Genomic DNA, 18,442 nt, shown 5'->3' on the forward strand with positions numbered 1-18,442 from the left:
CCTCCACTTGCCGGGCCGATCGTTCGGCCCCTTTCGGACTGTCCGAAATCGTACTCGCGTGACCGGGCTCCTCCCGGCCTTGCCACGCGCGCCTGGGTCGCCTCGGCGGCACAGGCAGTCATTATGTCAGCCTGCTCAAAATGATACTTTCTTGTGCATCATTTTGATGTTGGCGAATGCTAGTGGCAAGGCCGAGGACGAGTCAAGCCGCAATGGTCGCGGCTCACTTTTTCCCGTTTATGCCGCAGATGCGTTCCTTCACGCGGTCGCCTCAACCGATGCCGCTTCATTTTGAGGTGTTTCAGACCAAGTCCAGAAAATGGCTGCCGCGGAAAGGGAGAGTGCGCGAATCGCCGCCTTCGTCCGTCAGAGTGACCTTACCATTCTCGACAGCTATGTCGGCCACACGCGCCCAGCCCATGGGCACGGCGATCGCGCCGAAGGCATAGCGGATCGACGTGATTCTGCCCGGCGCCAGAGTGAGGCCGGAGGGCGGATCGGGCGGCTTGCCGGGCTTTGCCAGGTTGATGCCGAGATCGGCGGCGCCTTCCTCGATGCCGATCACCGCACGGTGCCGTCCGTTCCATGGCGCGTAGTCGCGGCCGCCATTGCTCATCCACAAGATGGTTTGCGGCAGCATCGCCGCGTCCTTGACCGCGAAGAACAGAAAACCGTCCTTCGCCGCGAGCGCCGCCGACCAGCCGAGTTTGGCGCTTGGCGTCTCCGACATCATGATCAGGTCCTCGTGCGAGCGGTCGAACGGGTAGAAACTGGCATCGACGGCCTGGCCATCGGCCCGGCGCACCGACGACAGGTTTTCGAATCGTTGTGGATAGGCGAGCATGGATCGGCCCTTTGCCGGATCGGTTTCCAGCGGCGTTGCCGGAGTGCCGCCGCCGATCTTCGGCGAGAAACTGAGTTGTGCGCCGCCGGGCACATGCAGCATGGCGTGATGGGCGACGGGAAGCCGGCCGGAACCGCCCTCGAATATGTGCTCCTGATAGACGACCGGATGGCCGGGATGCAGCGAGATGCGTTTGGTCAGACGCGCGCCCTCGATCGGCTGGCGCAGACGGTACGTGGCGGTTACCGTGCCGCCCTCCGCCGTCTCGGTTCCGGCGTTCACCCAATCGCCATTGGCGGCCCAGCCGTGGATTGCGACCTCGGCGGTGGCGACCCCGAAAGGCGCGCAGAAAAAATCGCCGGCAAGCCGCCGCTCCACGGGCGCGACGTGCTCGGGCACCGCTTCGCCGTCACGAACCCAAGGCGCCTTGTGCAGAGGGCGCAAAGGTATTCCGCCCGCCGGCTCGATCAGAAGGTCGTCGATGATGCCGCCTTGAGGGTTGAAGGCGACCGTGATGCCGTCGGTGGCAATTTTGTCCATAAGATGCTCTTCCGGAAGGAGAATTCGGATCACGGTTCGTTCGGGATGTTCTCCCGAAACACCGACTGGATGCGTATCGTGGCGGTTGAAATATTGCTCTCATTGCGAATGGCGCGGACCAGCCGGTCGACGGCCTCGCGCGCCTCTACGCGGGCATTCTGGTCTATCGCGGCATCCATCACGCCGTTCAGCAGGAACTGGCGCGTGTCCTCGGTCAGGTCGTGACCGATGAAAATGATCGCGTTCTCCCGTCCCGCCTCGGCGAGGGCGCGCGCTATGCCTTCGTGACCGGCGCCGATGCAGTAGATGGCGACGAGGTCGGCGTGTTCCGCAAGCAGCGCGCGGACTTCCGAATAGGCTCTGCCGGCATCCTCGTGGACCTCGCGTGCGGCGACGATGTCAAGGCGCGGAAAGCTCTCCTGGAGCACGTGTCGGAATCCCATCTCGCGTTCCTCGTGGCCACGATAGGCGAGCGCGCCGGCGATCAGTGCCACTTTGCCGGCGGAGCCAGGCAGGAAGCGGCCGATCAGATAACCCGCCAGCCGCCCGGCGGCGCGGTTGTCGATGCCGACATAGTTCACCCGGCCCACATGGCTGATGTCGGAGACCAGCGTCAGCACCGGAATGCCTGCCGCCACCAGCCTGCGAACGGCCTCGCGGACGGACGGGCTGTCCAGGCCGATCAGACCGACGCCTTGCGTTCGAGGGCGCAAGCTGCCGAGTTTTGCCGCGATCTCTTCCGGGGTTATGCCATCGAGCCGGTGGACCGCGATATCGACGTCGCCGCGAAGCTCGACCTGCCGTTCGATCTCGTTCGCCAGATCGGTGATGAAGGCATTTTCGCCACCCGGCAGGACGAAATCCAGTCGGATACGACTTCGCTCAGCGCCTTGGGAATGCATGCCGGCGAGGTCGGCGACGATCGTCAGCACATGCTTGCGTGTGTGCTCCTGCACGCCGGGACGGTTGTTCAGCACGCGGTCGACCGTGGCCTTGGAGACGCCGGCGGCGCGCGCGATCTCGTCCATCTTGGGTCGCGCGTCGCTCAACAGTCTCTCTCGGATTGGCCCCATCTCCAGTCGACACTAGGGCCGACAAGCGGTCCGGTCAATGAAGAAGCCTCAAAATGAGGTCTTTATATCATCATAAAGATGTGGATGCATTTCGTACGGCTTGGTTCTGTCCTAGGCGGCTTGACGCAAACTGCCCGACCGCACTAGCTTCAAAATGAAGCATCAAAATGAAGTTGATTGCGGCGACCCAGGAGGAAAGTATGAGCAGGTGGCGTGTCGCCGGCATCAATTTCGACCACATGCACATGGGCGACCTGCTGAGGGAGGTCTTCGATCATCCCGACGCCGAGATCTGCGGCATCTATGACAAGCACCCCGACCGCATGAAGTCCGCGATCGGCAATTTTGCCATATCCTCCGATCGCGTTTTCACCGATCTGGACGCCTGCCTGGAGGCGACGAAGCCCGACCTCGCCATCATCTGCGCGGCCACCGCCGAGCATGCCGACCATGTCGAGCGCGTGGCGCGTCACAACGTGCACGTGCTGGTCGAAAAACCCTTCGCGGCGTCGGTCGCCGAAGCCGACCGGATGATCGCCGCCATGAAAGCAGCCGGCCGCAGCCTGGCGATCAACTGGCCGCTCGCCTGGTATCCCTGCCATGTCACCACCAAACGACTGATCGACGAAGGCGCCATCGGCGAGGTGATCGAGGTCCATTATTACGATGGCAATCGCGGTCCGCTTTTCCATCTCGCCGACAAGGTCGAGGTGACACCCGAAGAGGTCGAGGCGGCGAAGCCCAACTCCTGGTGGTACAAGAAGGCTTCCGGCGGCGGCAGCCTGCTCGACTATCTCGGTTATGGCGTGACGCTCGGCACTTGGTTCCTGGACGGGGAGAAGCCGATCGAAGTCACCAGCGTGGTAGACGAAACGTCCGGCATCGAAGTCGACCAGCACTCCATCACGGTCTGCCGCTACCGGCGCGGCCTGTCGAAATTCGAGACGCGCTGGGGGACGTTCTCCGACCCATGGACGCTGCAGCCGCAGCCGAAATGCGGTTTTGTCGTCGTCGGCACTTATGGGACGATTTCCAGCTACGACTACGATCCGCATGTGACGATGCAGACGCGCGAGCGGCCGGAACCGGCCCGCATTCCCGCCGATACGCTGCCGACCGGCCGCCGCTCGCCGGTCGAATATGTGCTGGACCGCATCGCCCGGGGCGCGCCGATCAGCGGGCCGCTCGACCCGGCGCTCTGCCGCATCGGCCAGCAGATCATCGACAGCGCCGTGCTGTCGGCCCGCGAAAAGCGCAGCGTGGCGCTGCTGCCATGACCGAAACGCCGAGCGAGGATTCTTATGCGCTGGCCGTCAAGGCCGTGGAGCGCATCGCGGCGCCGGACCTTGACTACCGGCCGCCGCGGACAAGGACCTACAGCCCGAAGATCGCGCTGGTCGGCGCTGGCGGCATTTCCTTCGCGCATCTCAATGCCTACCGGAAGGCTGGCTATGACGTCGCCGTCATCTGCAACCGCACGCTTTCAAGGGCCGTCAGCCGCCGTGACGAATTTTTTCCACTGGCCGAGGCGACCGACGATTTTACCGCGTTGTTGAATCGCGGGGATATCGAGGTCTTCGACATCACCACGCATCCGAAAGAGCGCGAGGCGATGATCGAACAGGCGTTGAACGCCGGAAAGCACGTGCTGTCGCAGAAGCCGTTCGTGCTCGATCTCGACACGGGCGGACGCCTTGCCGAACTTGCGAATGCGAAGGGAGTGAAACTCGCCGTCAACCAGAACGGCCGCTGGGCGCCGCATTTCGCCTATATGCGCGAGGCGGTGCGGACCGGCCTCATCGGCGAAGTGATGTCCTGCCATGTCGGCGTCCACTGGAACCACGGCTGGATCAAGGGCACGCCCTTCGAGGCGATCGACGACCTCGTCTTCTACGATTTTGCCATCCACTGGTTCGATTTCCTGGCCAGCATAATCGGCGATCGCGCGACGTCCGTCTATGCCACCCGCGCCCGCGCCGCAGGGCAGGAGGCCGGGCCGCCGTTGCTGGCGCAGTCGCTGGTCGCCTTCGATGGCGGGCAGGCCTCGCTGGTGTTCGACGGCGCCGCACCCTTCGGCCCGCAGGACCGCACCTACATCGCAGGCACCAAAGGCAGTCTTTTCAGCATTGGCCCCAATCTAGGCCAGCAGACGGTCGAGATCACCACCGGGGCCGGCGTCGCCACGCCGATGCTCGAAGGCACCTGGTTCAACGACGGCTTTCACGGTGCGATGGGCGAGTTGCTGTGCGCCATCGAGGACCGGCGCGAACCGCTCAACGGCGCGCGCGGCAACCTTGTCAGCCTTGGCATGGCGTTCGCGGCCATCGCCTCGGCCCACAGCGGCGTCGCGGTCCGGCCGGGCAGCGTGCGTAGTCTTGCATCTGCGCAGCAAGCCGGGTCGCACTGATACGAGGGAGGCAGAGCCTGGCTGCCTCCGCAATTGAGTTTTCCAGAATTTCCAATATGGAATTGTGCTTCCGCAATGTTCGGACCCGACTTCTGGCTGGCAGTGCGGACGGCCGGCGCGCCAGAATGCCGGCTGCTTCGCGGGCGGGGAGGGCACATGGCGTCAGGTCAGGCCGAAGACTATGGCAGCCTTGTCGCCATGCTTACCGCGCGCAAGGCAAAGCTCAGCAAGCGGCTGCAGCAGGTGGCGCAGTTCTTCCTGAACAATCCGGAAGACGTAGCGATCTACACCATCGTCGAACTCGCCAAACAGGCCGGCACACACCCTTCCACCATTTCGCGTTTCGCCAAAGAACTCGGCTTCGAAGGCTTCGCCGAACTCCAGGGCGTTTTCCGGCAGCGGCTGGTCGGCCCGAAGATGACCTATGCCGACCGCATGAAAGCGCTGTCGGAGGGACCGGGCAGAGCGCCTTCCGCCGGACTGGAACTGGACGAGCCGCATGTGGTCTTCGACACTTTTGTGCTGGCGGCGATGGATGCGTTGCTGCGCCTGCGGGAAGACGTGCAGCCGGAGGCGCTGGCCGGATTCGTCGAGACGCTGCGGCAGTCAGGCGCGGTGCATATCGCGGCGGCAAAGGGTGCCTTCGGGGTCGGCGCCTACTCCTACTACGGCTTTTCACGCATCGGCAAACGCGCGCATCTGATCGACAATCTCGGCGCAATGCGCGAGCAGCAACTCGCAGCGATGGCGGCGGACGATGTGCTGCTGGTGCTGACCTTCGACGACTACACGCCCGAAACCATCGAACTGGCGCTGGCCGCCCACAAGCGCGGGCGAAAACTGCTTGTGATCACTGACAACGAACTGAGCCCGGTGGCAAAACTCGGCCGGCACACGCTCTACGTGAAGGAGGCAAGACTCGGCCATTTCCGCTCGCAGGTGCCGGCCATGGTGCTCTGCCAGTCGATCATCGTCAGCCTCGGCAGCCATATCGACCGGTAGCGCATGGGGTATGCGCAACCAGGTGGCGTCTGCGATTGACAATGTGAATTTGGAATTGCAATTCTAATATGTAGAAACTGAAAATTTCGGTTTCGGGAGGATGACTTGAACGTTGGCCTTGACGGAAAAATCCTGGTGGTGACCGGCGGTACGCTGGGTCTCGGCGAAACAATCTGCCGGCTGGCGGCGCAAAGCGGCGCGGCCGGGATCGCACTGGTCGGGCGTAACACCGAGCGCGGCGCCAATGTCTCGCGCGCCCTTGAGGCGCTTGGCTGTCCGGCACATTTCATCCAGGCGGAACTTGGCGAAGCGGATGCGCCCGCCACCGTCATGGCAGAGGCCATCGCGAGGTTCGGGCGTGTCGATTGCCTGGTCAACGCCGCCGCCCTTACCGACCGCGCCTCGCTGCTCGACGGAACGCTGGCCGACTGGGAGCGGCTGTTCGCGGTCAACGCCCGCGCCCCGTTCTTCCTGATGCAGGCGGCGGCGGCCGACATGAACGCGCGTGGCGCGCCGGGCTCCATCGTCAACATCCTGTCGGTCAACGCGCATTGCGGCGCGCCGGAGTTGGCCATCTATTCCGCGACCAAGGGCGCACTGTCGACACTGACCCGAAATGCCGCCAATGCCCATCTCGCCGACCGCATCCGCGTCAACGGCATCAATATGGGTTGGGTGGCCACGCCGAGCGAAAACATCATGCAGGGCAAGATTTTGGGCAATGGCGACGACTGGGAGCGCAAGGCGGCAAGCGGCCTGCCGCTCAAACGCATGCTTACGATGCAGGAGGTCGCGCAACTGACGCTGTTCCTGCTCAGCGATGCTTCCGGCCTGATGACCGGCACGCTCACGGACCTCGAGCAGTCGGTCCTTGGTGCGCCCGGACGTGGAATTGGCTGGTGACGGTGCAGCGGACGTGACTTCCGATCTTCGCCTCGGGCCTTCCTCCATTAACCGCCTACCCGCGTCGGTCCGCCGCCCCGGCTACGACCGGTCACGGCTCATGCCCGGTATCTTGCATGTCGGCGTCGGCGCCTTCCATCGCTGCCACCAGGCGGAATACACCGACGATGCGCTGGAGGCGGCGTTCGGCCCATGGGGCATCGTTGGCGTGAACCTGCGGGCGCCCGACCTTTCCGCGACGCTCGGCGCGCAGCAGAATTTTTACTGCCGCGAGCTGCGCAACCATTGTGAGGTCGAGCGCCGGCTGATCGGCGCGCTGGTCGAGACGATTTCGGTGATCGGCGAGGACGGCGCTCAGCAGTCGGCCGCACTGGGGCGGGCGCTGAAAATGGCTTCGAGCCCCGAGATCGGCGTCGTCACGCTCACCGTGACGGAAAAGGGCTATTGCCACATTCCGGCGACCGGGGAGCTCAACTTCGATCATCATGACATCCGCCACGACATCGCCAATCCTGAGACGCCGGTGTCCGTGCCGGGTTTTGTGCTGCGCGCGCTCGCCATGCGCCTTGCATCCGGCCGGCCGCTGCCGGCGCTGATCAGTTGCGACAATGTTCCCGACAATGGCAGCACGCTGCGCCGGTCGGTGCTCGGCTTGGCGGAAAAGACCGATCCGGCCCTGCATGAGCGCCTCGAACGCGAGGCGTGTTTCGTCAATACGATGGTCGACCGCATCGTGCCGGCGACGCGGCCCGAGGATATTTCCGGCTTTGCCGCCGCCACCGGCGAAGAGGACCTGGGTCTCGTGGTGGGCGAGCCGTTCCGCATGTGGGTGCTGGAGGACCGTTTCGGCGGGCCGCTGCCGGCCTGGGATCGCGCCGGTGCGATGCTCGTAAAAGATGTCGCGCCCTACGAAATTCTCAAGATGCGCGTCGTCAACGGCATCCAGTCGAACCTCTGCCAACTCGGCGTGCTCTCGGGTATCGATTTCATGGCCGACATGATGGCCGAGGATGTGTTCAGCGATTTCGCATTGCGCACGATTTCGCGGGAGGTCGTGCCGCATCTGCCTGCCGTGCCCGGCATCGACGTTTCGGCCTATGTCGCCGAGACTGTCAGCCGGCTGAAGAACCCCGCGCTGAAACACCGGACGCTGCAGATTTCCACGGACGGTTCGCAGAAGATAAAACAGCGGCTGCTGGAACCGCTACGCGCTGCGTTGAAGGCCGGCACCCCTTGCGACGGATTGCTGATCGGCATCGCCGGCTGGATGAAATACGCCAGCGGCGTCGACAGCTCCGGCAAGGCGCTGGAGGTGCTCGACCCGTTCGCCGAACGCACGAAGGCCATCGCCGCGGCGAGCGGCGGCGACGCGGCGCGGCTGGTCGAGGGCATGCTTTCCATCGAGGCGATCTTCGGCACCGATCTTGCCGGGAATTCCGCAGTCGTCAGTCGGCTCGCGGCGACGGTAGGACAGTTGCAGAAGCGTCCCGCGCGGCAGGTCGTCAAGGATTTCCTGGCGTCGCAGGCAGTGTAGAGGCGGCTACAGGCGAAACCGTGTCCGGTTCGGTCTATTCGAAGCGGGAAGAGGTCCACTTGCCGTTCGAACCGTGGGATTCGACCGCTGCCGCGACGAATTGTACGCCGCGCGCGCCATCCACGACATCCGGGACGAGAGCCGCACGCGCCGCATCGATCGGATTGCCGGAACGGTGCGCCCGGATAATCTCAGCCGCGTCGCGATAATAGTTGGCGAACGCCTCGATGTACCCTTCCGGGTGCATCGCGGGCATGCGCGAGACGCGACGCGCCTCGTCGGTCGAGCCATGGCCGCCGCGAGCGATAGTTCGCGTCTCCTCGCCGAAGACGGAGAAGCGAAGCTCTTCAGGGCGCGTTCCATGCCATTCGAGACCCGCGCGTTCGCCATAGACGCGGACGGAGAGGTCGTTGTAGTGGCCGGGTGACGTCTGGCTGGCGACGATGGTGCCGCGCGCCCCGCCGGTCCAATGGACCATCACATGCGCATTGTCGTCGAGACGTCGACCTGGCACCGCCGTGAACAGGTCCGCTGCCACCTCCTGCGCCTCGCAGCCGGAGATGAAACTTGCCAGATTGAAGGCATGGACGCCGATGTCGGCGAGCACGGCCGATTGCCCCGCGCGTGCCGGGTCCGTGCGCCATTCGGCCTGCTTCTGTCCATCGGCATCGATCGGCCTGGTCAGCCAGTCCTGAATGTAGGATGCGTGGATCGAGACAAGCTTGCCGAGTTCGCCCGCGGCAACCATCTCGCGCGCCTGTCGAACCATGGCGTAGCCGGTGTTGTTGAGAGTCACCAGAAGCTTTCGGTTGCTCCGGCGAGCCAGATCGACCAGCGCCGATGCTTCAGCCAGGGTGGTCGATAGAGGCTTGTCGCAGATGACGTCGATTCCAGCTTCGAGGAACGCCGTTGCGATCGGCGCATGCAGATGGTTCGGCGTGACGATCACAACGGCTTCGATGCCGTCGGCACGGCCGGCTTCCGCTTTCGCCATCGCCTCGTAGTCGGCATAGCTGCGATCGATGCCGATTTCGCGCGCGGACCTCGCTGCCTTCTCCGCATCCGACGACAGCGCTCCGGCAACAAGGTCGTACTGGTCGTCCAGCCGCATGGCGAAGCGGTGCACGGCGCCGATGAACGCATCACGTCCTCCGCCCACCATGCCGACCCTAAGCCGCCTGTTCTGTGTGCCGTCCGCCGTCGCATAGACCATTGGAATTCCTTTCAGATCTTTCTGTGCGTTGACACGCAGCGAACCTTATTTCCGCCCCAGCGGCTTTGAAGCGCCGCCGTGCCGGCGAAGAGGACCGCATCGCCCGAAGCGAAACACGAAACTGATAGTCGCACAATTGACGATTCGAAACGATTATTTCATAACAAGAAAAATAGAAAATTGTGTTCCAATGGCGGTTTTCGGGAGATGGCCTTCGGACACTAGATCGTCAGTTGAATTCGAGGACGCAAACGGTCTAGTAGGTCATGTGCGGGAGGATGTATGAAGCTTGGGATTCTGACTGCGCCGTTTGCTGAAACGGCTCTTAACGACGTTGCCGATTGGGCTGGCTCCGTCGGGTTCCGAGCGCTCGAGGTTGCCTGCTGGCCGCGCATTTCCGGCCCCACCCGCCGCTACGCCGGGACAAGCCACATCGATGTCGCCAGCATCTCAGCCTCCGAAGGCAAGGAACTGGTCGCCGCCCTGGCCGAAAAAGATCTCGAGATTTCCGCGCTGGGTTATTATCCGAACCCGCTGCATCCCGACCTTTCCCACCGGCAGGATGTGATCGACCATCTGAAGAAGGTCATCGGTGCTGCCGGACGCATGGGCGTCGGTCTCGTCAACACATTCTGCGGCGGCGACGCGTCGAAGCACGTCGACGCCAACTGGGACGAGGCGGTCAAGGTCTGGCCCGACATTATCAAGTTTGCCAGGGACAGCGGCGTAAAGCTCGCCTTCGAGAACTGCCCGATGATCTTCAGCTACGACGAGTGGCCGGGTGGGCACAACATCGCCTATTCGCCCTATGTCTGGCGCCGAATCCTGGAAGCCTGGGGCGGCGACGTCGGCATGAATTTCGACCCGTCGCACCTCGTCTGGCAGATGATCGACCAGGCACGGTTCATCCGCGAGTTCGGTCCCCACATGTCCCATGCGCATGCCAAGGACTTGATGATCGACCGCGAAGGACTTTATGAACGCGGCATCCTGTCGGCCGGAATCGGCTGGCAGGTTCCGCGCATGCCAGGCCTGGGCGATGTCGAGTGGGGAACCATCTTTTCCGGTCTCTATCGTGCCGGGTATGATGGGCCGATCATCATCGAGCACGAGGATCGCAGATTCGAAGGGGCCGACGAGAAGGTCAAGCGCGGCTTCCTGCTTGCGCGCGACATCTTGAGCCCCTTCGTGAAGTGACGGCGGATACGAGTTTTATAGAAACGCAAACCGGTTCATCATTCGGAGGAAAATACCAATGCGACTGACCAAGAAACTGACATTGCTGCTCGGCAGCGTGGCCCTCTTGGCCTCGGCTGCTTCGGCTGGCGCGCAGGGCACCTACACGATCGGCGTGTCCAACACCGTGCAGGGCAATGGCTGGCGTGAAGAGATGATCTGCGCGATCAAGGCGCAGGCGCTCGCCTCGGGCAAGGTGGCCAAGCTCAACATCGCCCACCGCAACACCGACGCGGCCGGCCAGTCGGAAGACATCCGCAACCTGATCAGCGCCAAGGTCAATGCCATCGTCGTCAATCCGGCCGATCCGGCGGGTATCCAAGCCGCGATCGCCGAGGCAACCGCCGCCGGCATCACCGTCGTCGCCGTCGACCAGGCAGTGACCGAGCCGTCGGCCTACATCATCTCCAACAACCAGGAGCAGTACGCGTATCTCGGCGCAAAATGGCTGTTCGAGCAGATGGGCGGCAAGGGCAACGTCGTCTACATGCGCGGCGCCGCCGGCGCCTCCGCCGACAGCGACCGCGACAAGGGTTTCAAGAAGGCTTTGGCCGAATTCCCGGATGTTAAGGTTGCCCAGGAGACCTTCACCGGCTGGCAGCAGGACCAAGGCAAGCAGCAGATCCTCGACTATATTGCCACCGGCGTGCCGTTCGACGGCATCTGGACGTCGGGCATTGACAACGTGATCGTCGATGCCCTGGTCGAAAGCCAAGCGACGTTGGTGCCGGTCGTCGGCGCCGACAATGCGGGCTTCGTCGGACAGCTCAACTCGGTCGAAGGCCTGAAAGGCGCTGCCGTCACCAATCCCGGTTCGATCGGGGGCGCGGGCCTGACGCTCGCGCTGCAGATCCTCGACGGGAAGAAGCCGGCGCAGCAGACCGTGCTGGTCGAACCGTCGCTGTGGGAAAACGTGACCGACGCCGGCAAGGCTCAGCTCAAGGCCGCCGCCGATCCGTCGCTCTCGCCGGAATGGCCGGTCTCCATCTCGATCCCGGACTGGACCACCTATACAAAGGACCAGATCGTCGCCTGCAAGGGCCCCGGCGAGTAAGCGCCTGACAAAGTCATGGAGGGGACGGCGGGCCTGGCGCACGTCGTCCCCTCCTTCTTGAGGTGGCGAGCTTTTGACGACAAATCCTCTTCTCGACGCCACCGGTGTGGCTAAGAATTACGGCGCGGTCGCCGCGCTGAAGAATGCTTCGCTGTCGGTTCTCCCGGGCGAAGTCCATGCTCTCATGGGGGCGAACGGCGCCGGAAAATCGACGCTGGTCAAGATCCTGACCGGGGCGATCCGGCACGATCGCGGCACGATCCTCGTGCGCGGCAAGGCGCATGTGGTGCGCTCGCCCGCCGATGCGCGCCGCGCCGGCCTGGTCTCTGTCTATCAGGAACCGTCGCTCATCCCCGACCTCGACGTGCTCGCCAATCTGCGCCTCACCCAGACGCCGGTTGAACCCTTCCGCAACTGGGTGCGCGAACTCGGCGTGCCCGACCTCGACATGCGCGACAATGCCCGCGACGTGCCGCTGGCGATCCAGCGCGTGCTGGACCTTGCGCGTGCGCTGGCAATCGAGCCGGACGTGCTTCTGCTCGACGAGATGACCGCGGCCCTTCCGGCCAACCTGGCCGAGCGCGTGCTGGACGTGGTCAAGCGGCAGAGCCGGAGCGGTCGTTCCGTCATCTTCATCTCGCATCGTTTCGTGGAGATTTCCGCGCTTTGCGACCGTGCCACCGTGCTGCGCGACGGCGAGACCGTCGGCGTGGTCGACATCGGCCCCGGCGTCGAGGAACGCATCGTCGAACTGATGCTTGGCGCGAAGATCGAAAAGGCGCGCGCCGCACAGAGGAAGGCGACCGAAGCCAGCGCGCATGGCGAGGCCGGAACCCGGATCGCGGTGCGCAATCTTCGCGTCGGCACGAAACTGCAGGACGTGTCCTTCGACCTCAGGAATGGCGAGGTCGCCGGCGTCGTGGCGCTGGAGGGGCAGGGTCAAGACGAACTTTTCGCGGCCCTCGCGGGTTCGACAAAACCCACCGGCGGCACGATCGAGGTCGATGGCCGGCAGGTCCGGTTTGCACACCCCGTAGACGCCGTGCAGGCCGGCATCGCTTATGTGCCCGGCGACCGCTCGGAAGCGCTGGCCATGCAGCAGTCGGTTCGGGAAAACATCGCCCTGCCGTTCAGCGCGGCCTTCCGCAACTGGGGGCCGATCCGCATGAAGCAGGAGCGCGCCACCGTGCAGAGCGCGATCGAGCGTCTGCAGATCGACACGCGCGCCCAGCGCGAGGTGCAGAGGCTTTCCGGCGGCAATCAGCAGAAGGTGACCATCGCCCGCTGGATCGCCGCCGATGCGCGTACCATCCTGTGCTTCGACCCGACGCGCGGCATCGATGTCGGCACCAAACAGGAAATCTACAGGCTGCTGCGCCAGCTCGCCGCGCAGGGCAAATCCGTCCTGTTTTACACCTCCGAACTGGAGGAGATTCAGCTCGCCTGCGACCGCGCCATCGTCATCTTCGGCGGCAGGGTGGTCGACATCCTGCCGGTCGAGATCGCCGACGAGCCTGCGCTGACCCGCGCGGCGTACGGCCTGCCGCGCGATGCCAAGGCCGATGTCGGCATCCTGGCGGACGCCGCGCCGAGCGAGGGAGCCCGCCCGTGATGCGTTTTCTCCGCCAGCAGGGCTGGGTCGCAGGCCTGTTCGCGTTGCTCGTCCTGCTCTTCATCCTCACCAAGATCATCCAGCCGGGCTATGGCGCAGGCGATTTTGGCTCGCTGGTGCGCGCCGTGCTGCCCTATGCCTTCGCGGTCGCGGCGCAGACGGTGGTGGTGATCGCCGGCGGCATCGACCTGTCGGTCGCCTCGATGATGGCGCTGACCAGCGTGACCGCCGCCTCGATGATGGCGGGTGCCAGCGAGGAATACGCGCTGTTCGTCGTGCCCTTCGTATTGGCGCTCGGTTTCGCGCTCGGCGCCCTCAACGGCATCCTGATCGTGGTGACGCGCGTGCCGGACATCGTCGTGACGCTGGCGACGCTGTTCATGCTGCAGGGCGCGGCACTCCTGGTACTCGGCGCGCCGGGCGGCGGCGCCGCCGAATGGCTGAAGAACCTGATCATCGGCACCGTGCCGCTGCCCGGAATTCCGGACCGCCTCACCGCCTGGATACCGAAGGCCCTCGTGCTTTTGGTCGTGCTGCTATGCATCGTCTGGATTCCGCTGATGCGTTCGCGCCTGGGCCTGTCCATCTACGCGATCGGCTCCAACCAACTCGCCGCCTTCCGCAGCGGCGTTCCGGTCGCCCGCACGAAGATCCTCGCCTACGCGATCGCCGGCCTGTTCGGGGCCATGGGCGGCCTGTCGCTGACGATGAGCACCGGCATCGGTGCGCCGATCCCAGGTCCGTACCTGCTCGCCAGCGTGGCCGCCGTGGTGCTCGGCGGCGTGGCGCTCGGCGGCGGCAAGGGCGGACTGCTGGGCCCGATCGTGGCGGTGTTCGTGCTGCGGCTCGTGCGCACCGACCTTACGCTGCTCGCCATCGACCCGAACGTCACGGCGATCGTCGAAGGCACGATCATGGTGGCGGTGGTCATGTTCGGTGCCTTCATCACCTTGCGGAGCCGCTCGTCATGAGCATCAGCGCGACAGCCCCCCAGCAGGTCTCCCTGGGCCGCAGAATCAAGCGCTTCATGGGCGACTATCCTCTCGTGCCGCTGCTCATCCTGCTCGCCCTTCTGGTCGTCGTTCTGCAGATCATGCAGCCCGGCATCGTCAACCAGCGCTGGATCGCCAACACCATAAAATTCGCCATTCCGCTCGCGCTGCTCGCAGGCTGCCAGACCATGACCATGCTGACCGGCGGCATCGACCTTTCCGTCGGAACGGTCGCCACCATGGCGGCCTTCATCGTCGCCACGCAGGGTGTCGACCATGCGGCGCCTGTCGCCATCCTGATCGCGCTCATCCCTGCCATCATCATCGGCTTCGCCAATGGCATCGGCGTCGGCGTCTTCCGCGTCCACCCGCTAATCATGACGCTGGGCACCAGCCTGATCGGCGTCGGTTGCCTCCAGGTCTACCAGCGCACCGTCATCGGTTCTGGCGCCAAGGTTCCGGACTTTTTGATCTGGCTCGGAACCGGCGTGACCGGGGGCTTTCCGAACGCGCTGCTGCTGTTCATCCCCGTCGCCGCCCTGCTGATCTTCATCCAGAAGCGCACGGGCTTCGGGCGCCTTCTCTACGCGGTCGGCGACAATGAGCGGGCGACGCGCCTCGCCGGAGTGCAGTACTGGCAGGTGATCCTCGCCCTCTACATGTTCTCCAGCGTGCTGGCCGGCATCATGGGCCTGCTCTACATGGGCCTGATCCGCGCCCCGTCGCTGTCGCTGGCCGAACCGCTGGTGCTGCCCTCGGTTGCCGCCGCGGTGATCGGCGGCACGTCGATCTTCGGCGGGCGCGGCGGCTATACGGGCACCATCATCGGCGCGCTGATCCTGACCGTGCTGACCACGCTGCTCACCATCCTGCAGATGCCGGAAGGCGCGCGCCGCATGCTGTTCGGCGCGATCGTGCTGCTCGTCACCGCCGCCTACCTGCGCATCATCGAGGATCGGTAGTTGGTCCTTTAAGCAGCGCGGTTCGGCAGTTCTACGCCGCCGAAGCGGATCTGTGATCCTTTATCGCTTCCCGGTTGAACTCCCGACCGATCTCTGAAAAATTCATCTCACCAAGACGCGCCGAACGCGCGCGGGGAACATTTGGGAAGGAGCATTTGATGAAACGAATCCTGGCGGCCGGTCTTCTCGGCCTCTCGCTATCCGTGGCGGCGCAGGCCGAGCCGGTGAAGATCGGCGTCATCACCACGCTGTCGGGCGGCGGCGCGGGCCTCGGCAACGACATGCGCGACGCCTTCACGCTGGCGATAAAGCAGTCCGGCAACAAGGACATCGAGCTGGTCGTCGAGGATGACGCGCAGAAGCCAGAACTGGCCGTGCAGATCGCCGACAAGATGATCCAGAGCGACAAGGTCGATCTGTTGACCGGCATCATCTGGTCGAATCTCGCCATGGCCGTCGTGCCGAACGTGGTGGCACAGGACGTCATCTATCTCTCGCCCAACGCCGGACCCTCGGCGCTGGCCGGTGCCGGCTGCAACGCCAACTATTTCAACGTCGCCTACCAGAACGACAATTTCCACGAGGCGATGGGCCAATACGCTAATCAGGACCATAAGAAAATCTTCATCCTCGCCCCCAACTACCCGGCCGGCAAGGACGCGCTGACCGGCTTCAAGCGCTATTACAAGGGGGAACTGGCCGGCGAACTCTACACCCAGGTCGGCCAGACCGACTACGCCGCCGAGATCGCCCAGATCCGCGCCTCGGGCGCCGATTCCGTCTTCTTCTTCCTGCCCGGCGGCATGGGCATCGCCTTCATGAAGCAATATGCCCAGTCCGGCGTCGGCATCCCGGTCATGGGCCCCGGCTTCTCCTTCAGCCAGGACGTGCTGCCGGCCATCGGCGATGCCGCGCTTGGTGTGAAGAACTCTGCAAGCTGGGCAAAGGACCTCGACAACGAGGCCAACAAGAAATTCGTTGAGGCTTTCACGGCAGAATACAAGCGCCTGCCTTCGATCTATGCCGCACAGAGTTGGGATACGGCGAACCTCATCCTGTCGGCGCTCGGCAAGGCCAGCGTCAAGGACAAGGAAGCCTTCCGCGCCGCGCTGAAATCCGCCGACTTTAAGTCGGTGCGCGGCAACTTCACCTTCAACACCAACAACCACCCGATCCAGAACATCTACGTGCGCGAGGTAGTGAAGGAAGGCGACACGCTCACCAACAAGATCATCGCCACCGCCTTCGAGAAACATGGCGACGCTTACGCCGAGCAGTGCAAGATGTGATTTTCCGCCGCTGGACAGCGATGCGCGATTATCTGATAATCGCGCATCGCTGTCCGAGGTCGCACCATGGCAAATGCTCCAAAAGAATCGCCCAGTATCATCAACGGCAGGGCCGTGAAGGATCTGGTCGAAGCCAAGGAAATCCGCAGTGCCTTGGTGCTGGGGCAGCCGGGCGGCTTCGCGGTGGTTGTCCGCTACGGCTCGCAGGAACGTGCCATAGCCGCCCAGCGCTCGCGGCGCGTTCGCCTGTGGCGCAACCTCAACACAGCCGCCGCCTATGTTCGCGACGAACTCGGCATGCAGCGTTTCGAGATCGACATGGCCGAGCATGATCCCGCAGCGCTAGATCGCGCCCGTCCCGATACCGCCGAGCGGCAGCGCCAGTTGCGAGAGGCGGCGGAGCACGATGCCTGGTTCCGGGCGCAGGTTCAGGAGGCTTTGGACGGCATCGCGGATGGGACGAACAGGTTGATTTCGGAAGAGGAGTGGGAGGACTGGTTCTCGAAGAAAATCGCCTCTCTCGAACGGCGCGCCGCGAACAGTGGCCGGTAGAGCGTGCAACTGATCCGCAGCAGTCAATACCGGGACGACTTCGAAAACATTTTCGAGCATATCGCTCAGCAAAGCCCTCAGGCTGCGAAGAACATCGGTCTTGAAATCGAGCGTCAGGTCCGGCGACCGGAGGAATTTCCGATGCTGGGACGCGCCGGTCGCCTGGCGGGAACGAGAGAGTTGGTGATTGCGACTACGCCTTATATCGTCGTCTACTACACAAACGGTGTTGTCGTTCTCCTGCGCGTGCTGCATGGCGCGCAGAAATGGCCGCCTTCGCGTCCTGACTCTCTGAGATAGTCCCGCCCTTGTCCCTCGCCCTCCTCCTCGAACAACTCCTGAACGGGCTGCAACTCGGCGTCATGCTGTTCCTAATGGCGGCGGGGCTGACGCTGATCTTCGGCGTCATGGGGCTGATCAATCTCGCCCACGGCTCGCTCTACATGATCGGCGCCTTTGCCTGCGCCTCGGTCGCCGCCGCCACCGGCTCGTTCTGGATCGGGCTTATCGCAAGCCTCGCCGCCGCGGCGGCCGCCGGCGCGCTGCTTGAGGTCGCCGTCATCCGGAGACTCTATGATCGCGACCATCTCGACCAGGTGCTCGCCACCTTTGCGTTGATCCTCATCCTGTCGGAAGGCACACGCTGGCTGTTCGGCTCGTTCCCGCTCTACCTCGACATTCCACCCGTCCTGCAGGGCGCGGTGCCGCTGCCCGGCGGCGGCCAGTACCAGCTCTACCGGCTCGCGATCATTGGCGTCGGCGTGCTGGTGGCCATCGGCCTCTACTGGCTGATCGCCCGCACCCGGCTCGGCATGCGCATCCGCGCCGGCGAATCCGACCGCGAGATGATCGGCGCGCTCGGCGTCGACATCTCGACGCTCTACACGGTGGTGTTCGCGCTGGGCGCCGCGCTCGCCGGCTTCGCCGGGGCGCTGGTCGGCGCGCTGCAATCCGTGCAGGTCGGCATGGGCGAGCCGGTGCTCATCCTCGCCTTCGTCGTCATCGTCATCGGCGGAATCGGCTCGATCAAGGGCGCGCTGGTCGGCGCGATCCTGGTCGGCGTGGTCGATACGATGGGCCGCTTCCTGCTGCCGCAACTCCTGGCGCTGATGCTGCCCGCTGCGCAGGCCGGCATGGCGGGCGCGGCGCTCGCCTCGATGCTGATCTACATCGTCATGGCGCTGATCCTGGCGCTTAGGCCGAACGGCCTGTTTACGGCCCGGGCATGA

The 18,442-nt window shown here is 64.2% G+C and carries 17 protein-coding genes; 14 read left to right on the forward strand and 3 right to left on the reverse strand.

The window, feature by feature from the left end; translation table 11 throughout:
- Positions 1–301 precede the first annotated feature (301 nt).
- Both ABMA59_RS00080 and ABMA59_RS00085 read right to left on the reverse strand, forming a co-directional pair.
- Complete coding sequence (locus tag ABMA59_RS00080) at positions 302–1,384, reverse strand: hypothetical protein (RefSeq protein WP_349003255.1); 1,083 nt, start codon at positions 1,382–1,384, stop codon at positions 302–304.
- 29 nt (positions 1,385–1,413) lie between these two features.
- Positions 1,414–2,412 carry a LacI family DNA-binding transcriptional regulator gene (locus tag ABMA59_RS00085; RefSeq protein ID WP_349003906.1) on the reverse strand — a complete coding sequence of 333 codons (999 nt, stop codon included), beginning with the start codon at positions 2,410–2,412 and terminating at the stop codon, positions 1,414–1,416.
- Between the two features lie 245 nt (positions 2,413–2,657).
- Here ABMA59_RS00085 and ABMA59_RS00090 point away from each other — a divergent pair, with 245 nt between their 5' ends.
- From ABMA59_RS00090 to ABMA59_RS00110, 5 genes are all read left to right on the forward strand, one after another.
- Positions 2,658–3,734: a Gfo/Idh/MocA family protein gene (locus ABMA59_RS00090; RefSeq protein WP_349003256.1), complete on the forward strand. Its 1,077-nt coding sequence runs from the start codon at positions 2,658–2,660 to the stop codon at positions 3,732–3,734.
- The gene (locus ABMA59_RS00095) at positions 3,731–4,864 is read left to right on the forward strand and encodes a Gfo/Idh/MocA family protein (protein WP_349003257.1); all 1,134 of its coding nucleotides are present in this window, start codon (positions 3,731–3,733) and stop codon (positions 4,862–4,864) included. Before ABMA59_RS00090 ends, ABMA59_RS00095 begins: the two co-directional genes overlap by 4 nt.
- A gap of 156 nt (positions 4,865–5,020) precedes the next feature.
- Positions 5,021–5,866 carry a MurR/RpiR family transcriptional regulator gene (locus ABMA59_RS00100; protein WP_349003258.1) on the forward strand — a complete coding sequence of 282 codons (846 nt, stop codon included), beginning with the start codon at positions 5,021–5,023 and terminating at the stop codon, positions 5,864–5,866.
- Positions 5,867–5,971: 105 nt separating this feature from the next.
- Positions 5,972–6,769, forward strand: coding sequence for an SDR family oxidoreductase (locus ABMA59_RS00105; protein ID WP_349003259.1), 798 nt, complete (start codon positions 5,972–5,974; stop codon positions 6,767–6,769).
- A 100-nt stretch (positions 6,770–6,869) separates the two neighbouring features.
- Complete coding sequence (locus ABMA59_RS00110; RefSeq protein WP_349003260.1) at positions 6,870–8,303, forward strand: mannitol dehydrogenase family protein; 1,434 nt, start codon at positions 6,870–6,872, stop codon at positions 8,301–8,303.
- 34 nt (positions 8,304–8,337) lie between these two features.
- Here the strand turns inward: ABMA59_RS00110 and ABMA59_RS00115 are convergent, their stop codons facing one another.
- Positions 8,338–9,516 (reverse strand): Gfo/Idh/MocA family protein, encoded by a 1,179-nt coding sequence (locus ABMA59_RS00115; RefSeq protein ID WP_349003261.1) that lies wholly within the window; start codon positions 9,514–9,516, stop codon positions 8,338–8,340.
- 282 nt (positions 9,517–9,798) lie between these two features.
- On the opposite strand from ABMA59_RS00115, the gene ABMA59_RS00120 reads away from it, so the two are divergent.
- From ABMA59_RS00120 to ABMA59_RS00160, 9 genes are all read left to right on the forward strand, one after another.
- Positions 9,799–10,713, forward strand: coding sequence for a sugar phosphate isomerase/epimerase family protein (locus tag ABMA59_RS00120; protein ID WP_349003262.1), 915 nt, complete (start codon positions 9,799–9,801; stop codon positions 10,711–10,713).
- A 64-nt stretch (positions 10,714–10,777) separates the two neighbouring features.
- The gene (locus tag ABMA59_RS00125; protein WP_349003907.1) at positions 10,778–11,806 is read left to right on the forward strand and encodes an ABC transporter substrate-binding protein; all 1,029 of its coding nucleotides are present in this window, start codon (positions 10,778–10,780) and stop codon (positions 11,804–11,806) included.
- 73 nt (positions 11,807–11,879) lie between these two features.
- Positions 11,880–13,418, forward strand: coding sequence for a sugar ABC transporter ATP-binding protein (locus ABMA59_RS00130; RefSeq protein ID WP_349003263.1), 1,539 nt, complete (start codon positions 11,880–11,882; stop codon positions 13,416–13,418).
- Entirely contained in the window at positions 13,415–14,389 is a 975-nt protein-coding gene (locus ABMA59_RS00135; RefSeq protein ID WP_349003264.1) for an ABC transporter permease, read from the forward strand. Before ABMA59_RS00130 ends, ABMA59_RS00135 begins: the two co-directional genes overlap by 4 nt.
- Positions 14,386–15,372 (forward strand): ABC transporter permease, encoded by a 987-nt coding sequence (locus tag ABMA59_RS00140; RefSeq protein ID WP_349003265.1) that lies wholly within the window; start codon positions 14,386–14,388, stop codon positions 15,370–15,372. The genes ABMA59_RS00135 and ABMA59_RS00140 overlap by 4 nt, the downstream gene beginning before the upstream one ends.
- Positions 15,373–15,530: 158 nt before the next feature.
- Positions 15,531–16,661 (forward strand): ABC transporter substrate-binding protein, encoded by a 1,131-nt coding sequence (locus ABMA59_RS00145; protein ID WP_349003266.1) that lies wholly within the window; start codon positions 15,531–15,533, stop codon positions 16,659–16,661.
- A 66-nt stretch (positions 16,662–16,727) separates the two neighbouring features.
- Positions 16,728–17,213 carry a hypothetical protein gene (locus ABMA59_RS00150; protein ID WP_349003267.1) on the forward strand — a complete coding sequence of 162 codons (486 nt, stop codon included), beginning with the start codon at positions 16,728–16,730 and terminating at the stop codon, positions 17,211–17,213.
- A gap of 3 nt (positions 17,214–17,216) precedes the next feature.
- The gene (locus tag ABMA59_RS00155) at positions 17,217–17,513 is read left to right on the forward strand and encodes a type II toxin-antitoxin system RelE/ParE family toxin (protein ID WP_349003268.1); all 297 of its coding nucleotides are present in this window, start codon (positions 17,217–17,219) and stop codon (positions 17,511–17,513) included.
- 8 nt (positions 17,514–17,521) lie between these two features.
- On the forward strand, positions 17,522–18,442 hold the full coding sequence (locus tag ABMA59_RS00160) for a branched-chain amino acid ABC transporter permease (RefSeq protein WP_349003269.1): 921 nt from the start codon (positions 17,522–17,524) through the stop codon (positions 18,440–18,442).

It is taken from the genome of Mesorhizobium yinganensis, assembly GCF_040081985.1.
In the GTDB taxonomy this organism is placed as follows: Bacteria; Pseudomonadota; Alphaproteobacteria; order Rhizobiales; family Rhizobiaceae; genus Kumtagia; species Kumtagia yinganensis.